General features: G+C 62.5%; 28 protein-coding genes. 16 read left to right on the top strand and 12 right to left on the bottom strand.

From position 1 onward, the window contains the following. Positions 1 to 79 precede the first annotated feature (79 nt). The 3 genes from EAV90_RS06140 to EAV90_RS06130 all read left to right on the top strand — a co-directional run bounded on the left by EAV90_RS06140 (position 80) and on the right by EAV90_RS06130 (position 1,188). Positions 80 to 361 (top strand): hypothetical protein, encoded by a 282-nt coding sequence (locus EAV90_RS06140; protein WP_164936804.1) that lies wholly within the window; start codon positions 80 to 82, stop codon positions 359 to 361. Between the two features lie 230 nt (positions 362 to 591). Then, positions 592 to 798: a hypothetical protein gene (locus EAV90_RS06135; RefSeq protein WP_162500295.1), complete on the top strand. Its 207-nt coding sequence runs from the start codon at positions 592 to 594 to the stop codon at positions 796 to 798. A gap of 57 nt (positions 799 to 855) precedes the next feature. Next, positions 856 to 1,188 carry a hypothetical protein gene (locus EAV90_RS06130; RefSeq protein ID WP_245509462.1) on the top strand — a complete coding sequence of 111 codons (333 nt, stop codon included), beginning with the start codon at positions 856 to 858 and terminating at the stop codon, positions 1,186 to 1,188. A gap of 17 nt (positions 1,189 to 1,205) precedes the next feature. On the opposite strand, the gene EAV90_RS06125 is transcribed toward EAV90_RS06130, so the two are convergent. Beyond that, positions 1,206 to 1,550: a DMT family transporter gene (locus EAV90_RS06125; RefSeq protein WP_122403468.1), complete on the bottom strand. Its 345-nt coding sequence runs from the start codon at positions 1,548 to 1,550 to the stop codon at positions 1,206 to 1,208. Positions 1,551 to 1,565: 15 nt separating this feature from the next. Continuing rightward, positions 1,566 to 1,826: a hypothetical protein gene (locus EAV90_RS06120; RefSeq protein WP_430644718.1), complete on the bottom strand. Its 261-nt coding sequence runs from the start codon at positions 1,824 to 1,826 to the stop codon at positions 1,566 to 1,568. Positions 1,827 to 1,968: 142 nt separating this feature from the next. Between EAV90_RS06120 and pdxY the strand changes: the two genes are divergently transcribed. Continuing rightward, positions 1,969 to 2,787 (top strand): pyridoxal kinase, encoded by an 819-nt coding sequence (gene pdxY / locus EAV90_RS06115; protein ID WP_129142874.1) that lies wholly within the window; start codon positions 1,969 to 1,971, stop codon positions 2,785 to 2,787. Positions 2,788 to 2,791: 4 nt separating this feature from the next. Here the strand turns inward: pdxY and EAV90_RS06110 are convergent, their stop codons facing one another. Then, positions 2,792 to 4,087: a M15 family metallopeptidase domain-containing protein gene (locus EAV90_RS06110; protein WP_129142873.1), complete on the bottom strand. Its 1,296-nt coding sequence runs from the start codon at positions 4,085 to 4,087 to the stop codon at positions 2,792 to 2,794. A gap of 216 nt (positions 4,088 to 4,303) precedes the next feature. Here EAV90_RS06110 and EAV90_RS40385 point away from each other — a divergent pair, with 216 nt between their 5' ends. Beyond that, positions 4,304 to 4,843: a hypothetical protein gene (locus EAV90_RS40385; protein WP_245509461.1), complete on the top strand. Its 540-nt coding sequence runs from the start codon at positions 4,304 to 4,306 to the stop codon at positions 4,841 to 4,843. Between the two features lie 170 nt (positions 4,844 to 5,013). Next, positions 5,014 to 5,268: a hypothetical protein gene (locus tag EAV90_RS06095; RefSeq protein ID WP_129142872.1), complete on the top strand. Its 255-nt coding sequence runs from the start codon at positions 5,014 to 5,016 to the stop codon at positions 5,266 to 5,268. A gap of 195 nt (positions 5,269 to 5,463) precedes the next feature. On the opposite strand, the gene EAV90_RS06090 is transcribed toward EAV90_RS06095, so the two are convergent. After that, entirely contained in the window at positions 5,464 to 5,814 is a 351-nt protein-coding gene (locus tag EAV90_RS06090; protein WP_122403464.1) for a zinc ribbon domain-containing protein YjdM, read from the bottom strand. Between the two features lie 398 nt (positions 5,815 to 6,212). Between EAV90_RS06090 and EAV90_RS06085 the strand changes: the two genes are divergently transcribed. The 6 genes from EAV90_RS06085 (at position 6,213) to EAV90_RS06060 (ending at position 10,899) form a co-directional block, all read left to right on the top strand. Further along, on the top strand, positions 6,213 to 6,617 hold the full coding sequence (locus EAV90_RS06085; protein ID WP_129142871.1) for a VOC family protein: 405 nt from the start codon (positions 6,213 to 6,215) through the stop codon (positions 6,615 to 6,617). A gap of 46 nt (positions 6,618 to 6,663) precedes the next feature. Further along, the gene (locus tag EAV90_RS06080) at positions 6,664 to 7,281 is read left to right on the top strand and encodes a cell envelope biogenesis protein TolA (protein ID WP_129142870.1); all 618 of its coding nucleotides are present in this window, start codon (positions 6,664 to 6,666) and stop codon (positions 7,279 to 7,281) included. 237 nt (positions 7,282 to 7,518) lie between these two features. Beyond that, positions 7,519 to 8,055, top strand: coding sequence for a helix-turn-helix domain-containing protein (locus EAV90_RS06075; RefSeq protein ID WP_129142869.1), 537 nt, complete (start codon positions 7,519 to 7,521; stop codon positions 8,053 to 8,055). A 254-nt stretch (positions 8,056 to 8,309) separates the two neighbouring features. Beyond that, complete coding sequence (locus tag EAV90_RS06070; protein ID WP_122403461.1) at positions 8,310 to 8,588, top strand: hypothetical protein; 279 nt, start codon at positions 8,310 to 8,312, stop codon at positions 8,586 to 8,588. 383 nt (positions 8,589 to 8,971) lie between these two features. Next, complete coding sequence (locus tag EAV90_RS06065; RefSeq protein ID WP_129142868.1) at positions 8,972 to 9,478, top strand: hypothetical protein; 507 nt, start codon at positions 8,972 to 8,974, stop codon at positions 9,476 to 9,478. Positions 9,479 to 9,858: 380 nt separating this feature from the next. Then, the gene (locus EAV90_RS06060; protein ID WP_129142867.1) at positions 9,859 to 10,899 is read left to right on the top strand and encodes an acyl-CoA desaturase; all 1,041 of its coding nucleotides are present in this window, start codon (positions 9,859 to 9,861) and stop codon (positions 10,897 to 10,899) included. A 103-nt stretch (positions 10,900 to 11,002) separates the two neighbouring features. Here the strand turns inward: EAV90_RS06060 and EAV90_RS06055 are convergent, their stop codons facing one another. Next, a complete protein-coding gene (locus EAV90_RS06055) occupies positions 11,003 to 12,016 on the bottom strand; it encodes a hypothetical protein (RefSeq protein ID WP_245509460.1) in 1,014 nt (337 codons plus the stop codon). 312 nt (positions 12,017 to 12,328) lie between these two features. Here EAV90_RS06055 and EAV90_RS06050 point away from each other — a divergent pair, with 312 nt between their 5' ends. The 3 genes from EAV90_RS06050 to EAV90_RS06040 all read left to right on the top strand — a co-directional run bounded on the left by EAV90_RS06050 (position 12,329) and on the right by EAV90_RS06040 (position 13,311). Continuing rightward, on the top strand, positions 12,329 to 12,541 hold the full coding sequence (locus tag EAV90_RS06050; protein WP_244607659.1) for a hypothetical protein: 213 nt from the start codon (positions 12,329 to 12,331) through the stop codon (positions 12,539 to 12,541). A gap of 17 nt (positions 12,542 to 12,558) precedes the next feature. Next, positions 12,559 to 12,855 carry a cytosolic protein gene (locus EAV90_RS06045; RefSeq protein WP_129142866.1) on the top strand — a complete coding sequence of 99 codons (297 nt, stop codon included), beginning with the start codon at positions 12,559 to 12,561 and terminating at the stop codon, positions 12,853 to 12,855. 165 nt (positions 12,856 to 13,020) lie between these two features. Next, the gene (locus tag EAV90_RS06040; protein ID WP_129142865.1) at positions 13,021 to 13,311 is read left to right on the top strand and encodes a hypothetical protein; all 291 of its coding nucleotides are present in this window, start codon (positions 13,021 to 13,023) and stop codon (positions 13,309 to 13,311) included. Between the two features lie 165 nt (positions 13,312 to 13,476). Here EAV90_RS06040 and EAV90_RS06035 read toward each other — a convergent pair whose 3' ends face one another. The 5 genes from EAV90_RS06035 to EAV90_RS06015 all read right to left on the bottom strand — a co-directional run bounded on the left by EAV90_RS06035 (position 13,477) and on the right by EAV90_RS06015 (position 20,898). Next, a complete protein-coding gene (locus tag EAV90_RS06035; protein ID WP_245509459.1) occupies positions 13,477 to 14,235 on the bottom strand; it encodes a phasin family protein in 759 nt (252 codons plus the stop codon). After that, the gene (locus EAV90_RS06030) at positions 14,232 to 14,747 is read right to left on the bottom strand and encodes a ParB N-terminal domain-containing protein (RefSeq protein ID WP_129142864.1); all 516 of its coding nucleotides are present in this window, start codon (positions 14,745 to 14,747) and stop codon (positions 14,232 to 14,234) included. Before EAV90_RS06030 ends, EAV90_RS06035 begins: the two co-directional genes overlap by 4 nt. Before the next feature lie 438 nt (positions 14,748 to 15,185). After that, a complete protein-coding gene (locus EAV90_RS06025; protein WP_164936803.1) occupies positions 15,186 to 16,046 on the bottom strand; it encodes an AlbA family DNA-binding domain-containing protein in 861 nt (286 codons plus the stop codon). A 268-nt stretch (positions 16,047 to 16,314) separates the two neighbouring features. Then, positions 16,315 to 17,040 (bottom strand): hypothetical protein, encoded by a 726-nt coding sequence (locus EAV90_RS06020; RefSeq protein WP_129142862.1) that lies wholly within the window; start codon positions 17,038 to 17,040, stop codon positions 16,315 to 16,317. A gap of 87 nt (positions 17,041 to 17,127) precedes the next feature. Further along, the gene (locus tag EAV90_RS06015) at positions 17,128 to 20,898 is read right to left on the bottom strand and encodes a vitamin B12-dependent ribonucleotide reductase (protein ID WP_129142861.1); all 3,771 of its coding nucleotides are present in this window, start codon (positions 20,896 to 20,898) and stop codon (positions 17,128 to 17,130) included. A 765-nt stretch (positions 20,899 to 21,663) separates the two neighbouring features. On the opposite strand from EAV90_RS06015, the gene EAV90_RS06005 reads away from it, so the two are divergent. Then, on the top strand, positions 21,664 to 22,560 hold the full coding sequence (locus EAV90_RS06005; RefSeq protein ID WP_122403452.1) for a DMT family transporter: 897 nt from the start codon (positions 21,664 to 21,666) through the stop codon (positions 22,558 to 22,560). 18 nt (positions 22,561 to 22,578) lie between these two features. On the opposite strand, the gene EAV90_RS06000 is transcribed toward EAV90_RS06005, so the two are convergent. Continuing rightward, positions 22,579 to 24,378 carry a cache domain-containing protein gene (locus EAV90_RS06000; protein ID WP_129142860.1) on the bottom strand — a complete coding sequence of 600 codons (1,800 nt, stop codon included), beginning with the start codon at positions 24,376 to 24,378 and terminating at the stop codon, positions 22,579 to 22,581. A gap of 7 nt (positions 24,379 to 24,385) precedes the next feature. After that, positions 24,386 to 25,357, bottom strand: coding sequence for an ABC transporter substrate-binding protein (locus EAV90_RS05995; protein ID WP_129142859.1), 972 nt, complete (start codon positions 25,355 to 25,357; stop codon positions 24,386 to 24,388). Positions 25,358 to 25,431 lie beyond the last annotated feature (74 nt).

The following is a 25,431-nucleotide window of genomic DNA, read 5'->3' as shown; positions in this document are numbered from 1 at the left end:
GGCAGATTTCATCGATCGTAATATGTCTACCCAAAGCTGCAGTCATCCACTCGGGGCAGCGGGGCACCGGAGGATGATGATGAGACAGAGCCAAGCGGAGACGCGCCGTCAGCAAAATGTCGCAAAGCGGTCGATGACCAAGGAGGCCAAGCAGCTGGCCGGCCTGATCGCCGCACTGCGCAAATCTCTCGAAGCGATCCACAAGGAACGGGCGAGCGCGAAGCTCACCGGCGCCGAGATGGGTTTGCTCGACGAGCGTCGCAACAATCTGCTGCTCACCATTGCAGCCCTCGATGACCGCCTCTCGGCGGTGCAGGGCCTGATCAATCTCGGCCGTCCCCATATTATCCGCGTGCACTAAAGCGCGATGAGATTTGGATGAATCGTCATCGCGCTTTAGCTTGTTGTTTACGCATGATCTTTCCGGAAAACCGCTTCGCACTTTTCCGGATCATGCTTTAGCGCCGATCCGAACAGCAGGATCGGCTCCGTTGCCGATGGTACGGGGCCGGCCATACCGCCTGCGGATGGCATCAAATTGCCACGCTCCCGGCGAATTGCCGCCAAAGCCCGCTGCCACGAGGAGGCCGGGTGCAGGGCGACGCAAGGGGATGCGAATTGGCCTACAAGATGGTCGCAGAACGCGACAACGAGAAGTACAGTTTCGCCCGCGAGAGCCGGCTGCTCATCGTGGCGAAGGCGAAAGTGTGGGCGAGCGAGGGCTGGCGGGTCGTCATCACCGACCAGGACGGCAAGGCCTACGCGCCGCCCGAATTCGATCAGCCGTCGGCTGCGTGATCGCACGACGGGCGAGGGGGACCACATTTGACGTCGCTGTTTCGACCGGGACGCGGCTTGACCGCGCTCTTGATCATTCTTGCAGCCGCAGTGCTGACGGCGACGGCCGCCGCCGCGCAAAATCTCGACGCCGGCAAATCGCCCGCGAAGATCTTCGCTGAAGGCTGCGCGACCTGCCACCGCAGCCCACGCGGCCTTGCCAAGGGCCGCTTCAGCCTGACGCTGTCCTGGTTCCTGAGGGATCATTACGCAACCAGCTCCGACTCGGCCAAGGCACTTGCCGCCTATCTCGAGTCGGTTGATGAGCCGCCGCCCCGGGGTTCGGGCAAGCCCGGTGCAAAGGCGCCCCGTTCGGCGCCGCGTCCGCCCAAGCCGGTGCATGGCCAATAACGCCGGGCGTTCCGGCATCAACGCATCGTGGTCTCCGAGAACAGGTTGATGATCACGACCCCTGATACGATCAGCGCGATGCCGACGAAGGCTGCAGCGTCCAGTATCTGGCGGAACAGCACGAACGAAACGGTGGCGGTCAGGATGATGCCGACCCCGCCCCAGATCGCATAGGCGATGCTCAACGGGATGACCCGGATCGCCACCGACAGCGCGTAGAACGAGGCGGCGTAGAACAGCACCATCGCCAGCGTCGGCCAGGGACGGGTGAATTGCGCGGACTGCTGCAGCAACGCCGACGCCGTGACCTCGAACACGATGGCAAGGGCGAGAGCTGCGTAGGCATTGAAGGCGGAGGTCATGAGCCCGAGCCCATATCATGTGTCAGTGACGAACCTGCGACATGATGCGGGCGCCAGCGTGTAGAGCAGCGCTCCGGTCTCGCGCGAGACCGCGAGCGGTGCCTCCTTCAGGCGTCCATAGAGATCGCGATATTCGGTCTTGCTCCGCATCATCCGGTCCCGGTCCGCGTCGGACAGATCCGCAACAGCGGCTTCCGTTGCGTCGCTTGCAGCCTCGGCTTCGCCGAACAGGCGATCCAGCAGCGGCGCAAGCGATGCGATGGTCGGGGTGGCCATTCGAAGTCTCCAGAGTTGATGAGCAGACGGCCTGGCCGATATGTTCTGCGCCTATCTCGATGAGCTTGCACGCCGCTGAAGCGCGAGACCGCGGGCCTGCTGCTCTTGCCACACTCAACGTTTGACTCTACGGACCTATCTCATGCTCGTCATCTCCATTCAGAGCCAGGTGGTCCACGGCCATGTCGGCAACAGCGCGGCTGCCTACGCCATTCAGGCGGAGGGCGTGAACGTTGCGGCGGTGCCGACGACGCTGCTGTCCAACCATCCGCGCTATCCGAGCCTGCGCGGCCGGGTGCTGGAGACCGAGCTCATCGCGGATCTCCTGAAGGGCGTGGAGGAGCGCGGTCTCGTCGACGAGGCGGCCGTGCTCGTAACCGGCTATCTCGGCTCGCCCGGCAATGCCGCCGTGATCGCCGATTTCGTCGAGCGGGCGCGCACGCGCAATGCGAAGCTCGTCTATCTCTGCGATCCCGTGATCGGCGATGACGGCCGCGTCTATGTCGCGGACGGCATTTTGGACGTTGTCCGGCACCGGCTGCTGCCGGCGGCGAACCTCACGACACCGAACCAGTTCGAGCTCGAGCTGCTCTCGGGAGTGACGACTGCCGATGCCCAAGGCCTCAGCGCGGCGTGCGCGGTACTGGCAGGGGCAGGCCGTACCGACGTCGTCGCCACCGGCTGCACCCTCGCTGACACGGCGGCGGGGCAGGTCGAGACGATCCTGTGCGCCGGCGGGCGATTGTCGCGCTTTGCAACACTGCGCCTGCCGATCCGTCCCTACGGCACCGGTGACCTCCTCACCGGGCTGATTGCGGCGCATCTGGCCAAGGGCGAAGCGATGGAGTCCGCCGTACGGCTTGCGGTCGACACGATCTTTGCGGTGCTGGTGCGCACGCAGGAAGCCGGCTCGGCCGAGATGCGGCTCGTGCCGTTGCCGAGAACGCCGCGCAAGCCGTAGCCGGTCAGGTTGCGCGCTTGGTCGCGGATTGCGCCGATTTCTGCGGTTTGGCCGAGCTCTTCTGCTCGCGCGCGGCGTGGGCCTTTGGCGGCTTGGCGCTGGCCACGGCCCGCAGCTTCTTCGGCTTGGCGCTTGCAACGTCCTTGCGATCGGCGGTGCCACGCTTCGAGATGTATTCCTGGCCGTCGATCGGGCCGACATGCGGCGGATCGCGGTCGAGATAGGGGCGACCGATGCCGAACGCCTTGCCGTTGGCGTCGACCCACTTCCACAGGATCTCGGTCGAGACCCAGCGCTGCGCGCGGTCATTGCCTTGGGTGCTGACGATGTCAGCCGCCATGCCGTGGCCGTAGCCGCCACGGCTGCTGCCGCCGTGATAGGAGCGGTCGGAGGCGGCCTTCAGGCCGCTCGCGATCGACTGGCGGTAATCGTCGCGAAATGCGCTGGTGATGCCCGGCGACAGGCCGGCGGCTTCGGCTGCGAGCAGTGTGCGGAACAGCTTCTGCTTGAAGCTCTTGTCCATGCCGCCGATGACGTAGTCCATCATCGACATGCCGGCGCGCTCGGCCGCCTTCGGATCTTTCCAGCCGAAGTCCTGATCGACCAGCTTCGTGAAGCTGCGCATCACCGTGACGGTCTTGCCCCTGCGCTTGATGGTGACGGCGCGCCGCTCCTGAACCTTGATCGTGTCCTCTTTCGGGGTGCGCTGATAGAGCGTCCAGAGGTAGCGGTCGATACAGGCATCGATGACGAAGCATTCGTCGAGCACGGTGACGGTGTCGGCAGGCGGCGACACGTTGCTGGCAGGCGCGACGGGGCCACTCGCAACCGCGGCGGGGGACAGTGCGTCCGTCGTCACGATCTCGGTGGGATCGGCGGATGCGAGCTTGACGGGCTCCGGCGCAGGGGCAGCCGCGCTGGCGATGGGCTCCGGTTCAGGCGAAGTCTGCGGCGCGGGCGCTGCCTCCGTCGGCAGGATCAGCACAGGGTCGGCCGAAGCGAGCTCGACGGCGAAGGCGGGCTCCTCGGGCGTTGTCGGCGCTGTCGCTGCCGCGGCAGGCGCCGCAGCGACGGCGGCGATCTCGGCGGTCAGGGCGATGCCGTCCTCGATCGTCGCAGCGTGCGGCACGTCGGCGAGGTCGAGGCGGCCGAAGTCCTTGACGTGCGGGACGGCAGCCGCATTGGCGCCGCTGTTCTCGATGAGGGCGGGGACATGGGCGGAGAGAGACAACGCCAGCCAGCCCGCGAGAACGGCCGAGGGACACGACAGTGCCACCAGAAGAGACCGCCGATCGTTCATGATCCCTGCCTCCGAACGGTTCTGTTCGAACCATCCTGTCCGAACAGTCATGATGCAAACAGTCTTGACGAAAACAGTCTTGACGAAAACAGTCTTGCACGGAAAGGCACGCAGCGCGTCGATTGTTCGGGCTCCGGGGTGGCGGCGCAATGGCGCAAATCGGTGGATGCAGGCTTTTCGAGACGGGTGTTGCCGAGGTGCAACGCGGGTTCCATCATGGTTCCAGCAACGCATCGGCGCGAAATCGACTGCAAATGCAGCATTGTCATCTACTTGCAGCGAATGCATTTACGCAATCTTGGATTGTGGCCGTGCAGTTCCGTCAGTCCGCAATCTCCGGTTGTTATGGTGCTGATCGCAGCTGGAATCGCGCTCGCCATCATCGAGATCATCTACGCTCTCGGCACCAATCTGGTCGCAAGGCTGCAAATCGCTGGTGATGGCGTTGAAGCAAGGGATCTCTATTGTCCCTTTCGTATCCAGAACGCGCAGCGTACCTTTTACTTCGCTGCGCTGCCGAAACTTTGCGGCGGCTGGAGCGTTGGAGGCGCCATGACACATTCCTCGCTTCGTCCCATGGACAACTTCGATCCCACCGAGCCCGCCATCCTCCACGATCGCCTTTCGGACACGATCATCACCTGGACCGCCGATCAGGCAGACGACTACCGGCGTGCCAGTCGGCGCGGCACGGATGGAACCGTGGCCTGGAAGACTTACCTCTTCGATGGCTGGGGCAATGTGCTCGGTGGCTGAGCACCGCCCGTGGAAGCGCCATGTCGCAGCCGGTGTGATTCGTCCAAGGCCTTGTACGCATTAGGCATATCGTCATGCGTCGGGCGCGCTGTTGCGATGCAGCAATGTATGTCGCGCTGCAGCAAAACGCGCCTAAATATGCTCCGACTCTCACCTTTGGAGCACCATCAATGAACAAGAAGATTTTGTCGATCGCCGCCGCCATCCTGACGATCGCGGGCGGCACGGCCGCCGTCGCCGCCGAGCTGCCGACCTATGAGGCCAACGGCTTCCCGGTCTCCCCGCTGCAGGTGCGCGTGCTCGGTGCTGCGCATGTCGAGCAGAAGGTCGCAGCGCCCAGCACGGTTGCCTCGGTCCATCAGGCGAAGGTGCTGAGCCCGCGCAAGGTGAAGACCGCCGATGTCACCACGGGCGCGGCCCGCTAAGCTGATATCGCAAAAAGGCAGGTGGGTTCCGCGGAGAGGCGGAATCCACTGCTTCACTTTGGTTCTTCCATTTCCACGTCGCCCGCGCGCCGCGCGGGGAATTTTTCTGAACGATCTTCGGCAGCGTGCCAAGCCTTCGGCGCGCACCCGCCGCCGTGAGAAGCGGGCGTCGTAGCGGGGACGCGCCAGCGCGAGCTACGCCTTCCTCACGAACTCCGATTTCAGATTCATCGCACCGATGCCGTCGATCTTGCAGGCGATGTTGTGGCCGTCGCTGGCATCCTGCAGGCGGATGTTGCGCACCTTGGTGCCGCCTTTGACGACCGAGGACGAGCCCTTGATCTTGAGATCCTTGATCACAATGACGCTGTCACCGTCGGCGAGCACATTGCCGTTGGCATCGCGCACGCCCGCATCCTGCGCCGTGTCTGCGGCCGCTTCCGCCTCGCCGCTCCATTCATGGCCGCATTCCGGGCAGACCCAGAGACCGCGGTCCTGGTAGGCGTGCTCGGAGTTGCAGGCTGGGCATTTCATCGTGTCGGACATGAATGGTCTCGTCTCGCGGTTCGTTCGCGGCGCGACCGTAGAGGCCGGGACCGGGAAAGCAAGGAAAAGCTGCGAACGGCGCGGGCCGGCCTCGCCTGCCGGTGCGATGTCACCGAAACAGCGCGACGAAGATCACGTACAGCCAACCCAGGATGCCGTGGATGATCGCCCACAGAATCGAATGATTGTCGATTTCGGCGATACCGAATTACGTTTACTCCGGTCGGGAAAAACAGTGGCATGATGCCATGATGGCGCTCGTCCGTTGGCGAGGAGCTTTGCGCGTCACCCGGATGTAGCGTCAGTGTAATTCGGGCCCTGAGGTGCGGCACCAACCCGGATTACGCTGACGCTCCATACGGGCTACGCTCGCTTCGCAACTTGCGACGAGCCCGCCAATGAGCTTCCTCCTCAACATCGATGTCCCGGACGTCGGCAAAGCCACGACGTTCTACACCGAAGCCTTCGGCCTGACGGTCGGCCGCCGCTTCGGCGCCGATTTCGTCGAGCTGCTCGGCTGGCCGGCGCCGGTCTATCTCTTGACCAAGCAGGCCGGCACGGTCGGCGCCGGCGGCGACCGCCGCCGCTACGAGCGGCACTGGACGCCCGTTCATATCGACGTCGTCGTCGACGATGTCGACGCTGCCCTCGCGCGTGCGCTCGGCGCGGGTGCGATCCTGGAGGTGCCCCCGCGCGATACGCCCTATGGGCGGATCGCGATGCTGGCCGATCCGTTCGGGCATGGATTCTGTCTGCTGGCGTTCAGCGCACAGGGATATGACGCATTGCTTGGGGATTCGTAATTGGGGCTACGACCGCTGGCGGACAGCAAGCTACAATCGGAGCGACATGCCAAAGAAACTGAAGACCTACCAGACCTCGCTCGGCTTCTACGATCAGGCGATCGCCGCACCCTCGATGAAGTCGGCGCTTCAGGCCTGGGGCGCCAGCTCCAATCTGTTCCATCAGGGCGTCGCCAAGGAGACCGACGACCCCGACATCGTCGCGGCGACGATGGCGAAGCCGGGGGTCGTGCTCAGGCGCCCGGTCGGCTCTGACGGCCCGTTCACCGAGAGCGCGGAGCTGCCGGCCGATCTCGGCGAGGGCGAGGGCAAGCCCAGACGCAGGTCCAAGAAGCGTCCGGCCAAGACCGCAAAGAAAACATCCCGCAAGATCGACGATCAAGCCGCGCGCAAGGCCGCGGCGGCATTCGAGAAGGAGGAGCGGCGGCGCGAGGCCGAGCGTCGCAAGGAGGAGGCCGCCCGCGCCAGGGAGCGCGCGCGGCGGCAGCAGGCCGTCGCCGCAGCCGAGGCAGCGCTCGACGTGGCAAGGCGGGAGCACCAAGCGCGGGCGGAGAAGATCGAATCCGAGCGCGCCGCGCTCGACGAGCGCGCCGAGGCCGAGCAGGGAAGATGGGACAAGCAGAGAAGGAAATTGGAAGAGGCCCTGCGCCGCGCGCGCGAGTGACCAGCGCAGCGTAATCCGGGGCGATCGTGCAACGACGCAAACGCCGGTCCCGGATTTCGCTTTCGCTGCATTCGGGCTACGTGCTCTTCGCCGATAAGGTCGCGCGGAAGCAATTCCTTTACCATGGCTTTCGCTGTCGATTGCAAGCTTAGCGGTTAAGCCAAAATTCTGCGGTATCCTCGCCCCGATTATGCGTCGGACGTGTTCTTACGCCGCCGCAAGTCCACGGGAGCTGTCATGAGCGATCATCGCGCCGCAATCAGGCACCACACCCTGAGGACCGGCATCGTCGAGTTCGACAACGGCAGCGGCAGCACCGTCAGCGTGCCCTGCACGATCCGCGATGTCTCCGGCACCGGCGCGCGCCTGGAGCTCAACTCGTCGCTCTGGGTCGCCGAGCAGTTCACGCTGATCTTCTCAAGCGGCCTGCGCAAGGACTGCCGCGTCGCCTGGCGCAAGGCCCGGCTGATCGGCAGCGCGTTCGCGGACGGTTATGCGAGCGCGGACGAGCAGGCGGTGATGATGACGGTGGAGGAGCAGGCCCGGCACCGGCTCGGCATCGGCGCGCGCGTCAAGGCTGCGCGCGAGACCCGCGGCTACACCGAGGCGCAGCTCGCCGAGCACATCGGCGTCACGCCCGGCTTCCTGGCGCAAGCCGAGCAGGGCGAGGCGAACATTCCGCTCTACAAGCTGATGCACATCGCGGATTTGTTGATGTTCAGTCTCGACGGGCTGGTGGCCGGCGCGGCGCCTGAAGACGTCGGCGCGGCGTGAGTCCTCGCACGCTCGCTGTCAGACTCTCCGTCATTGCGAGCAAGGCGAAGCAATCCAGTGTGCTTTCCGCCGCGACAGTCTGGATTGCTTCGTCGCATCAGCGCAAAATTGCTACGCGATTTTGTCGCGAGCTCCTCGCAATGCGTTGGAGAGGGGGCGAAGGCCGACAACGGGCATTCATGCAATATCCAGCGCGAATTCGCTTGCCTTGCTTTGCACCCCTGTTGCACTCTCTTGGCGAAGGAGACCAACGCATGAATAAGACCATCGCGTGTGCGATCGGAACGGCGCTGGTGCTGGGCAGCCTTGGAATATCAGGTGCTGAAGCCCGGACGCGGAAGGCTGTCGTCGTTCGTGAGCCGCAGCAGCGGCTGATCGTCACGGCGCCGGTGCTCCGGCCGACGCCGTGGGATTACAATATTGTTCCACGATATCGTTATCGTCCTGAAGACGACCGGGTCGATCCCTATGGTCCGCCGCTGGTGCCGTCGTACGTTCGCTATGAGGGATGGCGGTGGCCGTATTGGTGGTGAGTAACCATCACGGCTGCGGCATGTGGTGATCGACCGACGCCACACGTCAAACCGAGCAGCTTGCTGTCGGCGCAAAGCGCCGATAGAGGCCCTGTGCGTGCGGCACAGCCCTCGATTTGCCACGCTTCGATCCGGGCCAGGCTCGCTCAACCATTCATACGGACTGATTTAGAGGCCGAGTTCTTGCGCAATTACCGTCTTCACCAAACGTGACACGGGTAAGTTGAATTCCGATAAGCCATTATCTCTGCGTGCACCGTCCGCGATTGGGAAAAAATGGCAAAGCTGCGACTGTCAACAATACATCGGAGTAGAACGACACTTATCCCCGTAATAAACCCAATGCTGCTTGGGGTTCTGGGCGCGTATTGAGAGGATCAGTGATGGCAAGTGTCGAACAATTGCGCAGACGGGACGGTGTGAACTTGGTCCAACTCGAGGCGGACATTGCGTCGGTCCGTTCGGGAAGCCCTATTACTTCAATTGCTCTACCTGATTACGTCGAGCACACAGCGGGTGTGTCGCGCGTCGGCGCACTCAGTGCAGAGGCGGTCATTCGCGACTATGAGTCCGCTGCAAAAGAGATCGAGGCCATGGGCACCGAGTTGATCGACGCCGCGCAAAAATGCGAGGCGCTGACGGCCCAGGTTCATGATGCGATCGCCTTCATGCGAGAAACGGCGGCGGGGTATCGTGAAGAGGGACGGAAGATCTTCAAGCGCATCGAAGAATGCGCGCTGTTCACCGAGGACGTGCGCAAGACCTGCGAACAGGTCAAGCGCAGAATGACTGAGGTCTCGTTCGGCCCATCCTCCGATGAGGAGCTTGTGCCGCAAGAGCCCGAGCTGACCGGGATCGCCGCCAAGGTGACGATGAGCGAGATGCCGTGAGGCGGACGTAGAGCGTAGCTCGTTCGTAGATCCTACGGGTGAGTTGGTGGTCGTCAACTCAACTTACCTCTGACCACCGTCACCCATAGGATCTACGCTCGTGCTAACCGCGGTCATCCGCGGCAAGCCGCTGTCGCCGGCGCAAACGCCGGTGGCATTGCGGTCGAGATACATCGGGTCAGTAGGTGGGTTAGCTCGCGGCTGCGCCAAGTCCGCCAGCGTAACCCATCATCGTTTATATCACCCGAGACACGAAAGAGGTGGGTTACGCCCTCAAGGCCGCAGCTCCGCGGTCGTCGCCCCGGGTCCTTGCTCAAAACAACCCTCGGCTGTACGCTGCACCGCGGAAGAGTGCATTTTGCGGGAATGGATCGGCTGAAATGACCGTGGTTGAGAGCGTGGCGTCCGAGCAGCTTTCGGAGCGGAAAATGCCCCCGGGCGTGCTCACCGAAGGCCCGGTGGTCGACGCCAAGTTTCGCGATTCCTACATCTCCTTCGCCATCATGATCGGCGGTTCGGTCGCGGCGCTGGTCTGGGCCTTCTGGCAAGGCATCGGCCGGGTGGAGCTTTCCGTCTTCGCCGGCACCTTCGTGCTGTCCACGATCGGGATCGGCTTCATGCATCGCTACTTCGTGCACCGCAGCTTTCGCTGCGGTCCGGTGATGCGGACGATCTTCGCCGCGCTCGCGACCATGGCCGTGCAGGGCTCGATCCTGAAATGGGTGAGCAACCACCGGCGGCACCATCTTCACTCCGACAGGCCCGGCGACGTCCACAGCCCCTATTACGACGGCGCCGGCAACCCCTACACCAGCTTCGCCAAGGGCATGTCGCATGCGCAGGGCGGCTGGGTGTGGGACCGCGAGACCACAGATGCTACCTACTACGCCAAGGACATCCTGGCCGATCCGATCGCGATGTTCTTCACCAGGACGCGCTGGTACTGGTACGCGCTGTCGGCGCTGATCATTCCCGCCGCCATCGGCTACGCCTTTGGCGGCGTGCACACGATGATCGGCTGCATCCTGTTCTCCGGCCTGTTCCGCAGCTACCTCATGACCATAGCCACCTCACTGGTGAACTCGGTCTGCCACAGCGACGGCCGCTACGGCTACCGCCGCTTCGAGACCAACGACGGCACGACAAACGAGCTGGTGACGACGCTGCTGACGTTCGGCGAAGGGCTGCACAACAACCATCACCGGTTTCCGCGGGATGCGTATCTGTCGCATGCGTGGTACGAGGTCGATATTAATGGGTTGATTATTCTGGGGCTGGGCAAGCTCGGGCTGGTGCAGGATATTTTTGGCGTCGGCAAGCGTCAGCAAACGTCGGATGCGGAGCAGGGTGGGGCGGAGGCTGTCGCCGTGCAGAACGCATTTGACGGCGTCGCAGAAGACCTTCGCTCGGCTGGACGGTAGACTTGCGCGACTTACGCCGTCCATCGAGGGCGAGCCGAAGCCGCAGCTCGTCAGGCGTCAAACCCGATCGCGCGTGCGAGAAGCAAGCCGGCGCCTTGCGGGCTCACCAATCCGGATCGCCGTAATAAGGGTCGGCCATATAGGGCGGCGGCATCCAGGGGCCTCGCGGCGGCGGCCTGGGCCGCCGTGGCGCGGCGTCTGGTACGTGCGCCCGGGCGCGCGCAGCCGCATCGTTGCTCACCACGCTGCGCACGACGGGCTTGGCGCCTGCAGAGGCGGATGACGCCGATGACGCACTCAGTTGCGTTTGCAGCGCCTGGACCTGGGCTGCGAGGCGCGCATTGTCCGCCGCATCCTTTGCCTGCGCGGCCTTGAGCTGCTCGATGGTGTCGGCCTGGTCGCGCAGGGCCTGTTCGCCGCGGCTCTTCAGCTGCTCGAGCTTGCCGGTGATGTTCGCAAGCTCGCTCGTGATGGCCTTGAGCGATTGCGCGAGCTCGGACGATGACGGCTCGGCCGCCGTGGCGGCAGACTTCGGAGCGCTTTCCGAGTCCTTGGGCCCCGGCAGCGCAGGCACCGGGCTCGGCTCATCCGCAGCCGCCAGCAGCACCGTCGACGGCTGCGCCGGAGTTTCCGCCGCAGACTCTTGCGGCGAGCTGCTCGCGGCCGGCGGAGCCCAGCGCGCCATGATCGACTTGCCGATCGATATGGCCTCGTCGCCATATTGCGAAGCGACGGCGGCACCGAGCAGGCCGATCGCCAGCACGAGAATAGCCAAAGCGCGCATCATGGCCCTGTCTCCCTTCAGGCCCTGATCGCGAGGCTTGGTGTTTAGAGGCTTGGAGTTTAGAGGCTTGGCATCAGCCGCCGCCGCCTTGTTTGCGGAAGTGGCGGCTGCCGTCGCGGCGGCGCTTGCGTGCGAGGTCCGCGGAGCTTCGCTGTTGCGTTCCATTCCGGAAACCAGCCGGTCCAACCGCGCAAGCTCTTCTTCTGCGCTCTTGATCCGGTCGTAGGCCCGCGCCAGCCCACCGTCGCCGCGCGCCGCATCCGGCTTGGCGGTATCAGGCTTGGCGTCATCGGTCTTGCCGGTATCAGGTTTATGGTCGTTCGTGTCAGGCATCGATGCGCTCTCCATCCGGTCGGGGGTCAATGGGAGGCAGTCCGATCACTGGAAGGATAGGTCTCGCCGCTATCAGACACAACGCGTGCGCAAAGGAGAAATTATGGCAGGCCCGGCACACGATGCGCGACATCGCGCTGTCGCGCGATCGCTTTGAATCTTCCGGCGCTGAAACAGCCGGGGGCTGCTTCCCCAGGCATCCCTGCGACGTGCTATGCTGTCGCGGGAGGAATCGCAATGAGGATCCCTACGGCGATACTCGCCCTGCTCCTTTCAAGTCCGGCCGCCGCCCAGGAGTGCCAGACATGCTCAATGGCCGACGCCTGCATGAAGGAATACGCCAAGACGACGTCGGAGGCCCAACGGGCCACGAAGCAAGGCATCCGGGATTGGAAGCAGAATCTGGACAGAAAGGCCTCTGCAGAATTGTCCAGCAGGGGCATCCTCGCATTGCAAGACGCCATGGAGGCACAGGTTCGTACGGAGCTGGAGCGCCTGAAGGAGTGCCTGGCGAAGATCAGGTAGGTGCAAAGGAGGATCCGATGAAATCGCTTTTGCTGCTTACGGCGAGCGGTCCGCTGCTTGTTCTCACCTCGCATGAGTCCCTGAACGACCTGAAACTTCTTGGGGTGCTCAGGCAAAAAGGTATCGGCAAGTTTGTCGCGTTCGAGGTTCCCTTGTCGCTCGCCAGGGAGCGCTACGGTGGGCACTTTCAGGCGGTTGAAAGCAACCTGCACGAGACCGATGATTTGAGAGTGCTCGACTTCAATGGCCAGCGGGTGTTTCAGCTCTTTCGCTTCGAGGAGCTCGGCTCACCGATGCTGATCGAACAGCCGTGATCGGTTTTGCCTTGCGGCATGAGCTGTTTCGAAAAAGCCCATTCATGGCGTTGCGGCGGCGAAAGGACCAGTTGAGCAGCGCTGTTCTCGCCATGAACGTTCGCCGAGGGGAACGGGCGCTGGCTCATTCCGTTTTCCTTGGGGGGCTTGTCAGAGGAGGACAACATGAAGGCAAGGATCATCGCGCTCGCTGCTGCCGTTGTCATGGCTGCAGCGCCAGCCGTGTTTGCTCAGGGTGTATCGAGCAAGGCGCCAGGTCAGGAGATGCAGCAAATGGGTTCCCAGAAGGGCGAGCCGGGCGCTTCCAGCTACGCTCCCGGGCATAAGAAGAAGCATCACGCGATGCGCCACGTGAGGGCCTCGAAGAGCGCCAGCCCCGGCGCGTCGAGCTACGCTCCAGGTCAGACCACCGGCGCGAGCACGAGGCCGACCACCGGCTCGAAGTCAGGGTATTGAACTCCAGGCGGTCCTTAAGTTAAGTCCATGCACTGACTGGACATAACGGCCGGCCGGACGGAGCAGGTAGGATGTCGAGCGGAGCGAAGCCCATCAACGAGTGATGGGTTTCGCAAGGATACTGCTCATCCCAGGGGCTTCCGGACCCGCAATGCGCAGCTGCCGTTAGTGACGCATCGCACGGATTTCGAGCGTGGTCTGGGTGAGCTTGGCCACGAACCCCTCGAAATGCATGACCCTTTGTCTGGTCAATTGTTCATGCAACTCGGCGATCTTCTGGGATTCGGCGACAAACGAGTCGCACGCCTGTTTCGCGTACTCCATCTGAAGCTCAAACGCCTCGACGGGTGAACGCGCCATCGCGAGCTTTCCCAGGAAGTTCCAGGCTCGCTCAAGCGACGTCTTGATGTAGCCGCTATAGGCGTCGGCGATCGCCTGCGCGCTGGGCTGGAACGGTTCGACCGGTGCGACGGGCGGGCTTGCAGCGATCTCCATCCCGGAAGTCTCGTCCGGCAAGGCTGCAGCCGAAGGTACCTCCGCACTGATCTGTCGGCTCGGCTCTTGTTCTGTCTCTTGCCTGGTCTCCGCCGAGGCATCCGGCAATTGATGCGCCGCAGTTGCGCGTTGCCCGCCGGCCCCGGTGCGTTGTCCGGCCTTCTTCTTCCCGCCGCGCCGGCCGGATTTTCCCGTTGGCTTGTTGTCCGCCGCACTCAACATTGCAAATGGCTCCTGAATATCGATGAAGCCGCGAGCCTCCGCCGCGTTTGCGCTGAAATCGCGATTGTGGGCTGTCGCTTGCGTGGCGGCCATGTGGTGAGATTTTGCCGCTGCATTTTTGATGCATCCGGCCAAAAAGCCGCTGATCCAGAAAGCTGCGGGATTGCCGTCGCGCGCTGGCACCGAAATTCTGGCGCCGACAATCAATAGCGGCCCCCGCTGCTCTTTTGCTGCGTGATCCAGTCCGACAATGTTTTCGGTGTCGATTTCGCAGTCCGGCCCGCCGATGCCTTCGGATTGTCGCGGACGCCTTTCGCCGAACGAGTGCGCGGCGCGTCCGTTGTGCCAGTGCCCTTCAACGCAGCCATCGATGCCTCGGCGGCTTCCTTCTCCAGGCGCAGCTGCTTCAACCGCGCCATCTTGATGCGCTCGGCCTCGACTTCAGGTCCGTCGGCGAGCAGCGGCTTGTGTAGAGCAAGCTCCGCCGGGACCAGGACACCGATAATGGTTGTCTCGCCGAGGGCCTTGCAGGCTTCGAGCCGATGCAGTCCCTCGACCAGAACGAGGCGGTCTCCGTCGAGCCGAACGGAAATCGGGGCCTGTTGTCCGATCTCCAGAATACTTTCGGCGATCTCCCCGACGATCTCGGGCTTGACAGCTTTCTTCTGCTTCGTGGGAACGAAGATCTTCTCGATCGGGAAGCTTTCCGGTTTGGGCATGACTTCTACTCCGCTTCTACCGGGCCCGTCGGAACCCATGCCGATGAGGTTGGGAGTTTAGGGGTGAAGCGTTCGACCGCAAAGGCAATTTCGGCGGACGGGTATTGATGAGCATCGAAGCCGGAACCAGACTGCAATTTCGGTAACAGGCCTAAGTAGCCGATCCGGCGATAGCAAACGAATTTAGTGCACTGTCATCGAAATTTGGGTTTCGCAAGGGGCTCCACCCTAGTTCGACCGACACGCTTCTTCGTCCCGACTTACGGCTCCTCATGACGCCGCGCGCAGCGCCCGTCAAGGATGGCCGTCGCTCGCCCCAACCTCATCCGAACTGCCGCCAGGCCACGCCTTGACGGGCGCGAGCACGGCGTCATCATGGCAGACGCAGGCGATCCCGACGGCCCATAAACACCGCCGCGACTCAATGGTTGCTACCGGCTATGGTTCCACGTCTAATAGTTGCTCGAGCGCGCTTGAGATTTGTAGGCCAATTTGAAACATTGTCACGAGATCCTTCTTTCGATTCTCGTTCAGGCGGGCTTGATCTCTCTGACCAGGGTCAGTCGTTTCGATAATCGAATTGAACTCGTCGACCTCTCTTAATAGGTGCGACATCTCTTTGCGTAGCGGCTTTGGAAGGAGTGCGAGCGTGCTTCCCGCGGAACGCAATGACGATGAAACCGATATCATAAGCCGATCACGTGGAAGGTAAGCGCTACCGTCTATCTGCCCTCGCTCATTGATCGAGGTGATCAGCCGATTGATCTCAACGTTTGGATCCCAAGCAGCGCCGTACTTTCGGCCGTATTCGATGCTCCGCCGCATGAGATCGCGAACTTCGTAGTCTTCCATTGGAGCAGACTCGAAATTGAATCGCTTATAGTAGCGATGATCGAAAGCTTGATGCGGCGCACGCGATGTGGACTGAGGTATCTGAACGACATAGACGACCTTGTCGTCACCTCTTCCTTGAATATCGATCGACTTGATTGCCACAGCATCGACCACTGGCTGGATGACGCTCTTGATGATGCTCTCCAGCCATTCTTTTGTGAGGATGTTGCGACCGACGCCGACGTCAATGCTCGTTGGAACGTGCTTGTTTTCTAATATGCCGTATACGATGAAGCCTCCGGCCGAATTGGCGAACGCGGAGACGTCTTTGCTGACAGCGTTCCGTTTTGAGTTGTCCTTTGCAAGATCGGCTGACGCTTTGTAGTCAAGCGTTAGACTTTCTTGTTCTCCTACAGCGATCAACTCTAGAAGATAGGCTTCGTCCCAATCTTTCGCGTCCCTCATTTCACTTTGCCTCTTCCGATTCGCCGTCGGGATGCTGGCTCGCTCGCGGAGTCCCAAGCGCTTAAGATGGAGCCCTTGCGAAAACGATGCCACAATGGAGTTGATGGGCCTAGCTCGTAGAATGGGTTGAGCCCTCGAATCCGTCACTTTTCGTCGATTAATGGATGATGGGTATCGCTTCGCTTCGCCCATCCTACGAGCTTGTCATTACGGCATGACGCTTCACCTTGGTGAAGGCACCCTCTGCAATGACTGCCTGAGTAGGCCGTTAACTGACGACTTTGTTCATATTCCAGAGTCTATCCTGAACGTTGTTCTCGAGTGAGATCATTATGTCTTTTGCTTCGGCAAGTGCGTCGAGCGCCTTGCGAAGGCGGGGACGAATCTCTTCCCGTTCATTGAGTTCGTATTCGATGAGCGCTTCGTACGTTAGCTTATCAAGTTGGACGAACTGAGACTTGATTGGTTCAGGGACGAATATTCCGTTCTTACGAAAATAGACGTGAAACTCCCGGCACGCCTCTCTGGCTTCAGTAACTTTGTGCCAAGTGAGGGCCTTCCGATAATACTCAGTCTTCTTGTCTGTAAGACGAATTTCTTCCTTTTGCCATTTGGCCATGAAGCTGCCTTCGAGGAACTCCTCAAGCTGAGGCTCACTTATTCGATCGAGATCTGGATATTGCTGAAACGCGGATGTGATAGCTGTGACTACCCCGTGGGAGGTATTAAGCTTGCCCCACGCTTCCGGGATCACATCAAATTCTTTTTGATGGAGTTTTGCAGTCCGGTCCATGAGCGCATTGATCCTGTAACGCAGCTCTTCCAGTTCTTTCTCTTGAGCATGCTTAAACGCCGCCAACCGTTCCTCGAACTTGGCGTTCATCCATTTTTCGCCGAAGAAACGAAGCAGTCCATAGGCAACAATAGCTACCCCGCCGCCGGCTCCAAAAATTAGGCCGACGAACGTCAAGAACGACCTTGCTGCGTCCTCCATTATTGCCTCTACGCCTTATGAAGAAACAACGGGCCGCCCAAGCGAGCGGCCCGTGATTGATAAGCGCTACTACATCTCCGATGAAGGTCAGCTACACCCCGTCGTGCTGCCGCAAGTATCGCACTTCATACACGTCCCGTTCCGCACCAGCGTGAAGTTGCCGCACTCCGAGCACATCTCGCCTTCATAGCCCTTGGCCTTGGCTTCGGCGCGACGCTCGGCCTTGGTGGGGGCAGCGGTGGCGGCGGTGCCGGCCTTGCTCCACTGCAGCTGCTCGAGCTTCTCCGTCGGAGACAGATCGTGCTGGACTTCCTGCTTCAGGGCGACGGCGCCTTCGATGGCGTCGCCGGCGCGAGCCGACGTGCCGTGCGCGGCGAGCGCCGTGACCTTGCTGCCGCCGGCGGGGGCGCTGTCGTTGCCTTGCGAGACCGCGGTCGAGCCGCCGCGCATCACGACGAGGTTGTCCGTGCGGGAGCGGGTGAGGCCGCGCGAGACCAGCTTGGTGGCGTGGTGGCCGCCGTCCTCGTCCGGCTCCTTGCCTTCCTCGACGCCCTTGCCGAGTGCGTCAAAACCCGTCTCGTTGGGATCGACGTGGGCGAGGTCGAAACGAGAGAGATAGCTCACCGCCAGCTCGCGGAAGACGTAGTCGAGGATCGAGGTCGCGTACTTGATGCTGTCGTTGCCCTGCACGGGGCCCGCCGGCTCGAAGCGGGTGAAGGTGAAGGCGTCGACATATTCGTCCAACGGCACGCCGTATTGCAGGCCGAGCGACACCGCGATGGCGAAGTTGTTGATGAAGGAGCGCAGCGCCGCGCCTTCCTTGTGCATGTCGATGAAGATCTCACCGAGACGGCCATCGTCATACTCGCCGGTGCGCAAGTATACCTTGTGGCCGCCGACAACCGCCTTCTGGGTGTAGCCCTTGCGTCGGTCAGGCATCTTCTCGCGCTCGCGCATCACGACGATGCGCTCGACCAGCTTCTCGACGATCTTCTCCGAGACCTGGGTCGCGCGCGCGGCCATCGGCTTCTCGAAGAGCTGCTCGACGGCATCGTCCTCGTCCTCATCATCGCTGATGAGCTGCGAGTTGAGCGGCTGCGAGAGTTTTGAGCCGTCGCGATAGAGCGCGTTGGCCTTCAGCGCGAGCTTCCACGACAGCATGTAGGCGGACTTGCAGTCCTCCACCGTGGCGTCGTTCGGCATGTTGATGGTCTTGGAGATCGCGCCCGAGATGAAGGGTTGCGCCGCCGCCATCATGCGGATGTGGCTCTCGACCGACAGATAGCGCTTGCCGATCTTGCCGCAGGGATTGGCGCAGTCGAACACGGCATAATGTTCGGCCTTGAGGTGCGGAGCACCTTCCACCGTCATCGCGCCGCAGATGTGGACGTTGGCGGCTTCGATCTCACGCTTGGTGAAGCCGACGGCCTGGAGCAGGTCGAAGCCGGGGGCTGCGATCGCCTCGGCGCCGATGCCGAGCTGGTCGCGGATGAAGTCTTCGCCAAAGGTCCACTTGTTGAAGGCGAACTTGATGTCGAAAGCGGTCGGCAGGGCCTTCTCGACCTTGGCGATCGCCTCATCGGTAAAACCCTTGGCCTTCAGCGTGGTGACGTTGATCCCGGGGGCATTCGCCAGCGAGCCATGGCCGACGGCATAGGCCTCGATCTCCGCGATCTCGCTCTCGCGATAGCCGAGCGCGCGCAGCGCCGCGGGGACCGCGCGGTTGATGATCTTGAAGTAGCCGCCGCCGGCGAGCTTCTTGAATTTCACCAGCGCGAAATCGGGCTCGATGCCGGTGGTGTCGCAATCCATGACGAGGCCGATCGTGCCGGTGGGCGCGATCACCGTTGTCTGGGCGTTGCGATAGCCGTGCTTCTCGCCGAGCTCGAGCGCCGCGTCCCAGGCCGCCTGCGCATGGCTGACGAGGTCGGCCTGCGGGCAGGAGACGACGTCGAGCGGCACCGGGTTGACGCTGAGCGCTTCATAGCCGCTCGCCTGGCCATGCGCAGCGCGGCGGTGGTTGCGGATCACGCGCAGCATGTGCGCCGCGTTCTTCTTGTAGCCGGGGAAGGTGCCGAGCTCGGCCGCGATCTCGGCCGAGGTCTTGTAGGTGATGCCTGTCATGACCGCGGTCAGCGCGCCGCAGAGCGCGCGGCCTTCCTTAGAGTCATAGGGCAGGCCCATGGTCATCAGCAGGCCGCCGATATTGGCGTAGCCGAGGCCGAGCGTGCGGAACTCGTAGGAGAGCTCGGCGATCGCCTTCGACGGGAACTGCGCCATCATCACGGAGATTTCGAGTACGATGGTCCAGAGCCGGCACAGGTGCTCATAGCCCTCGACGTCGAAGCGCTTGGTCGTGGTGTTGTAGAACGTCAGCAGGTTCGCGGAGGCGAGGTTGCAGGCCGTGTCGTCCAGGAACATGTATTCCGAGCACGGATTGGACGCGCGGATGTCGCCGGACGCCTTGCAGGTGTGCCAGTCGTTCATCGTGGTGTTGAAGTGCAGGCCCGGATCGGCCGAGGCCCAGGCGGCGTAGCCGATCTTCTCCCAGAGGTCGCGCGCCTTCAGCGTCTTCGTCACCTTCTTGGAGGTGCGAGCCGTCAGATTCCAGTCGCCGTCGGTCTCGACCGCGCGCAGGAAGTCGTCCTTCAGCGAGACCGAGTTGTTGGAGTTCTGGCCGGAGACGGTGAGATAGGCTTCGCTATCCCAGTCGGTGTCGTAGGTGTCGAACTGGATGTCCTTGTAGCCCTGCTTGGCGAACTGGATGACGCGCTTGATGTAGTTGTCGGGCACGAGGCTGCGGCGGGCGAGCTTGATCTCGCGGCGCAGGGCAGGGTTCTTCTCGGGATCGAAGCAATCGTCGCCCGAGCCTTCGCAGTTCACGCAGGCCTTCAGCACGGCTTTCAAGTGCTTCTGGTTGATCTTGGATCCGGTGACGAGGGCGGCGACCTTCTGCTCCTCCTTCACCTTCCAGTCGATATAGGTCTCGATATCGGGGTGATCGACGTCGACGACGACCATCTTGGCCGCGCGGCGCGTGGTGCCGCCCGACTTGATCGCGCCCGCAGCGCGGTCGCCGATCTTGAGGAAGCTCATCAGGCCGGACGAGCGGCCGCCGCCGGAGAGCTTTTCGCCTTCGCCGCGCAGGCGCGAGAAGTTGGAGCCGGTGCCGGAGCCGTATTTGAACAGGCGCGCCTCGCGGACCCAGAGGTCCATGATGCCGCCTTCGTTGACGAGGTCGTCACCGACGCCCTGGATGAAGCAGGCGTGCGGCTGCGGATGCTCGTAGGCCGACTTGGACTTGGTCAGCTTGCCGGTGAATGGGTCGACGTAATAGTGGCCCTGGCCGGGGCCGTCGATGCCATAGGCCCAGTGCAGGCCGGTGTTGAACCATTGCGGCGAGTTCGGCGCCACCATCTGCATGGCGAGCATGTAGCGGAGCTCGTCATAGAAGGCCTGCGCGTCTTCGTCCGAGCTGAAGTAGCCGCCCTTCCAGCCCCAATAGGTCCAGCAGCCGGCGAGGCGGTCGAACACCTGCTTTGCGCTGAGCTCGCTGACATAGCGCTCTTTCTCGGGCAGCGCGGCGAGGGCGTCGGTGTCGGGCACGGAGCGCCACAGGAAAGAGGGGACGGATTCCTCCTCGACCTTCTTCAGGCGCGCGGCAACGCCGGCTTTGCGGAAATACTTCTGGGCCAGCACGTCGGAGGCGACCTGCGACCACTCGGAGGGCACCTCGACATTGTCGAGCTTGAACACGACCGAGCCGTCGGGATTGCGAATCTCCGACGTGGTCAGGCGGAATTCGATTCCCGCATAAGGTGACTGTCCTGCCGTGGTGTGGCGCCGCTCAATCCGCATCGTCTTGCCCCGTCCTATTTTGACCGGCCCCGCCCCTCGTTGAGGGCGTGCCGGGTCGACATTTCATTTCGCGGCTCCTTCGGGCCATTCGGCCTTGGGCACCGCAGTTCAGCCGGTGGATCCGGCCCTGTTTTTCCCGACGCGATCTCGATGCGTTGCATCGATCATCCCGCCGGCACGTCCACACCCATCCGCCCCCAAGGGGATGTGCGCGACATGCGTTCAACGCCCCACTGTCACAACGTCTACCGATGCCATCCGAACCTGTTGCCGGCCCGTTCTGGCGCCCGAAGAGTCCGCCTTTCGAGGGCAGACAAGCCCTCATTCCGCAGCCTTTGGCTGGCTGGCGGAGTGCCGATTTGCGAGACCCTTTGGGGGAGTGCCGGCGGGACGCAAACTCACTCGCGCCGAACGGACCGAAAGCTAGGACTCTCCGTTGCGCCCGTCAAGAACTAGTGCGAGTTCCTGAATCAAATACTAAATATGGTGGATTGCGGGGGATAACAGGGGGCTTCGCCGCGCCTGTTGTGGGGCCAAGTATCAGTGAGTCCTCAGGGATTCCCAACCGAAAAAATTTGCATCCCGTGGCGATGCGGGCCCTTCATCCCGCTGTTCACAGGGCAGGTATATTTTTTCGGGACCGGGATTGCGTCAGCGGGACTCACGTAGCCCTACGGAAGGTGAGAGCAGGCATGCCCGCCGAGGTGGTGGTTTGGGGGGCGAATCCGGGCCAAGCTGACCTTCAGATTTTGCCGGATTACCCCCATGCATGATTCGACCCGCCGGGATGCGCGGCCGCGCATCGCCCCGGCCGGCTTGATGTTCCTTGCGATCACCTCGATCGGCTGGGGCTTCAATTGGCCGGTGACGAAATTCCTGCTCGCCGAGCTGCCGCCGCTGACCTTGCGCGGGGTCACCGGCGTGCTCGGGGCGGTGCTGCTGGCGCTGCTCGCGGTGACGCGCCGGCAGAGCCTGAAGGTGGAGCCTGCGATCTGGCCGCGCCTGTTGACCGCGGCGGTGCTCAACGTCACCGGCTGGATGGTGCTGATGGGCCTCGCGCTGCTCTGGCTGCCGGCGAGCGAGGCGGCACTGATCGCCTACACCATGCCGGTCTGGGCCTCGATCATCGCCTGGCCGGTGCTGGGCGAGCGGCCGACGGTGTTGCGCACGCTGGGGCTGGTGCTGGCCTTTGCCGGCCTTGCCACCATCATGGGCGGCAATGGCATCGCCGCCAGCGCGGAGAAGGCGCCTGGCATCATCATGGCGCTCGCCGGCGCGCTCGGCTTTGCCGTCGGCACGGTCTTCTCGAAGAAGTACCCGATCCGTCTGCCGCCGATCACCGCTGCGGCCTGGCAGATCGGGATCGGCTGCCTGCCGATCTCGATCGTCGGCCTCCTGGTCGAGACCACGCATCTGGACAAGGTGACGCCGCTTGGCTGGTGGCTGCTGATCTATTCGACCGTGGTGCAGTTCTGCATCGCCTATGTCAGCTGGTTCGCCGCGCTGGCGCGCCTGCCGGCCTCGGTCGCCGCGATCGGCACCATGGCGGTGCCTGTCATCGGCGTCGTCGCCTCCGCGATCGCGCTCGGCGAGCCGCTCGGGGCAGGGCAGATCGCGGCACTGATCTTCACGCTGGCCGCGGTGGTGCTGGCGACGCGATAGGTGTCCGGAGCCGGGCTATCAGTGGTCCTGAGGCTCTTTCTCTCGCCCGCGTTGTGCCGAGCCCGGCGGTTTCAACGGCAGGTCAGCAGGTGCGACAGCAAAGACTTCGAGAGCCTGGTCGTAGCCTTTGATGGTCCGCTGTCCGAGCGATGCCAACGGAACGCTATCCCTTACCTTTCCGGCGATCGTGGGATCAGCCAGGATCTGCGCGTCCTTCGCGAGATTGCAGAGCCGCGACGCCAAATTCACCACGGCTCCCATCGCCGTGTAGTCCAGCCGACCGTCATAACCAACCGTTCCTACCGTGGCCGGTCCCATGGCAACGCCCACACCAAAGCCGATGGCGTGGCCGGCGTCACACCATTTGCCGGCAAGGGACTGCACCGTCATTTGCAGGTCGATCGCGAGTCGGACCGCTTGATTTGCCGGCTGTTCGCATGCGATCGGGGCATTGACCAGGAGCATGACGCCGTCGCCATCAAAGCCGATGAGCGTTGCCTCGTGACGAGTCGTCACGGCGCCGACGGCCTCGTAGTACTCTCGCATGACGGCCATGATGACGTCGGGTTCATTGCGCGTGGAGAACGCCGTGAAGCCGCGCAAGTCGCCGAAAATGACAGCCACTTCACGTCGCTGTCCTTCGAGCAGTTCATGAGAATGCTCGACCAATTCGGCAACCTGTGACGGCAGGAACTGCTTCAGCCGTTCGATCCGCGCAGATTTCTGCTGTGAGATCGCCAGTTCAGAAGCCATTTCATTGAAGCGCAACGCCAGTTGCTGCAACTCGTCACCGCTGAAGATCTTGATGCGATGCTCGAATTGTCCGGTTCTGATCCGCTCCACGCCCTCTTCCAGTTGCTTGATCGGGCCGGACATTCTGTGTGCGCGCCAATAGGCGAGCGCCAGCGCGATGAGAACACCAAAGGCAATGAGCATCGATGAGCGCCACAAGGCCGCGCGAATTGATGCAAAGGCTTCCGAGGTTGGCTGCATCGCGATCACCGTCCATCCCACATCGGCGGCCGGAACGGATAGAGCCACCACCGGGTTGCCGCGCTCCCCGGTTATCACCGCCGCTCCGCTCGCCGCGCCAACGAGATGCTTGATCCGGCCAAAACTGCCCGAGCTGGCGCGGCCGCGCAGAACCCGACTGATATCGGGATGTGCGATCAGATGACCGGAATCATCGACAACTATGGCGTAGCCGTTCTCGCCAATTCTGATGGCTGCGATGACATCCCAGATCAGCTTGAGATTGACCTCGGCGATCGCAATTCCCGCGGCAGGCAGGCTCCCGGCAACCGCGACCCTCATATAGGGCTCTGAATCTCGCTGGTACTGAACCGGTCCGTACCAGACTTTGTTGCCGCGTGCGCCCAGAACAGCGGGATCCGTAGACATATCAATGCCGCGCCCGGTCCTGTTCAGAAGCAGCCTGGAAACAAAGACCCTTTCGCTGCCGGTCTCATCCAGAAGCGAAACCGACACGATTGCAGGCACCTGCTGGAGGAGGCGCAAGGCATCGATCTTATGTTGGGCATCGTCTCCGGCGGACCAGGGAAGCTGTACCATCCAACCCAGCTGATCTCGGATGCCGTCGGTGAACGCCTCGATCCTGTCGGACGCCGCGCGAGCATCGGCCTGCAGCACCGCGCTGATCTGGCGGCGCTGGTCTCGGTAGCCGAAAGAAGCCTCGATCGCCGCGCCGAGTATCAGAGGCACGACCGCGGCGACAAACAACGTCGCGAAGTACTTGCAGAACAGCGAACGACGCGGAGGCATCGTACACGAAGAGGAGTCCGCAGCACCGTCCGTCATGACTATCTCAGGAGATCACCTTGCTGGCGCGGAACAGGATCGACGACACATCCAGCTCGATCCCCAGAAGCCTGGCTGTCTTCAGATTGACTGCCAGTTCAAACTTGTCGGGACGCATCACCGGAAGATCTGACGGATCTTCACCGCGCAGGATGCGATCGGCATAAGTGGCAAGCCGAAAATAGGTCGTGCGCTGGTTTGCGCCGTAACTTAGGAGACCTCCAGCGTCACAATATTCAGACCAGCCAAACATCGAAGGCAGCCGGTGCGCGATTGCAAGCTCCGCAATCCTCGCACGATGCACCAGCGTCACAGCATCGGGAAACACGAGGAGAGCATCCGCGTCCACCTTGCCGGCAGCCATCAACCCATTCTCGATTTCGCGAGCGCCAGAGAACGGAACGTAGGCTGCCTCAATGCCAAGATTTCGGCACGACTCCAAAGTCGCACGCCATTCCAGTGGCTCTCCCGGATGATCCGTGTTCGAGAAGACCGCCAGTTTTCGGAGCTTTGGATAAAGGTCCTTGAGCAGCTCAACGCGCTTTCCTGCCAGCTCGAGCGACAGGAATGTACTGCCGGTGAAATTGGTGCCGGGGTGAGCAAGGCTCTTCACCACGCCCAGAGCGACGGGGTCACCGCTCAATGCAAACAGCACGGGGACGTCGGTGATTGCAGTCATGACGCGTGTCGCCGGACCGCTCGAGACCACAAGATCGACATCCCCTCGGTGCAACTCGGAGACGATCTTGCGCAGTGCCTGCGGATTTTCAGGGGCATAATGCGTCTCGAGGGTTACGTTCGTGCCCTCGACGTATCCCAGCGCGCGCATTCCCTCGCGAAAGCCGTCCAGGAAGGGGTCCGGTCCGGACTGAGTCGAGACCCAGAAGATACGATGCAGCTTGGCTCCGCCCTCCGCCCGTGCGATCGCAGGCCAGACCAGTCCTCCACCCATCAACAAGATGAACTCTCGTCGTTTCATGCGAGCACCTGTCGAAGCTGCGCCGTCAATTCCGGCCGCAGACCAAGATCCTGGCTGTGCATCTGGTGACTGCG

This window comes from Bradyrhizobium vignae (genome assembly GCF_004114425.1).
GTDB lineage: Bacteria > Pseudomonadota > Alphaproteobacteria > Rhizobiales > Xanthobacteraceae > Bradyrhizobium > Bradyrhizobium vignae.
The sequence above is the reverse complement of the archived record's forward strand: the minus strand, read 5'-3'. Positions and strand labels throughout refer to the sequence as shown.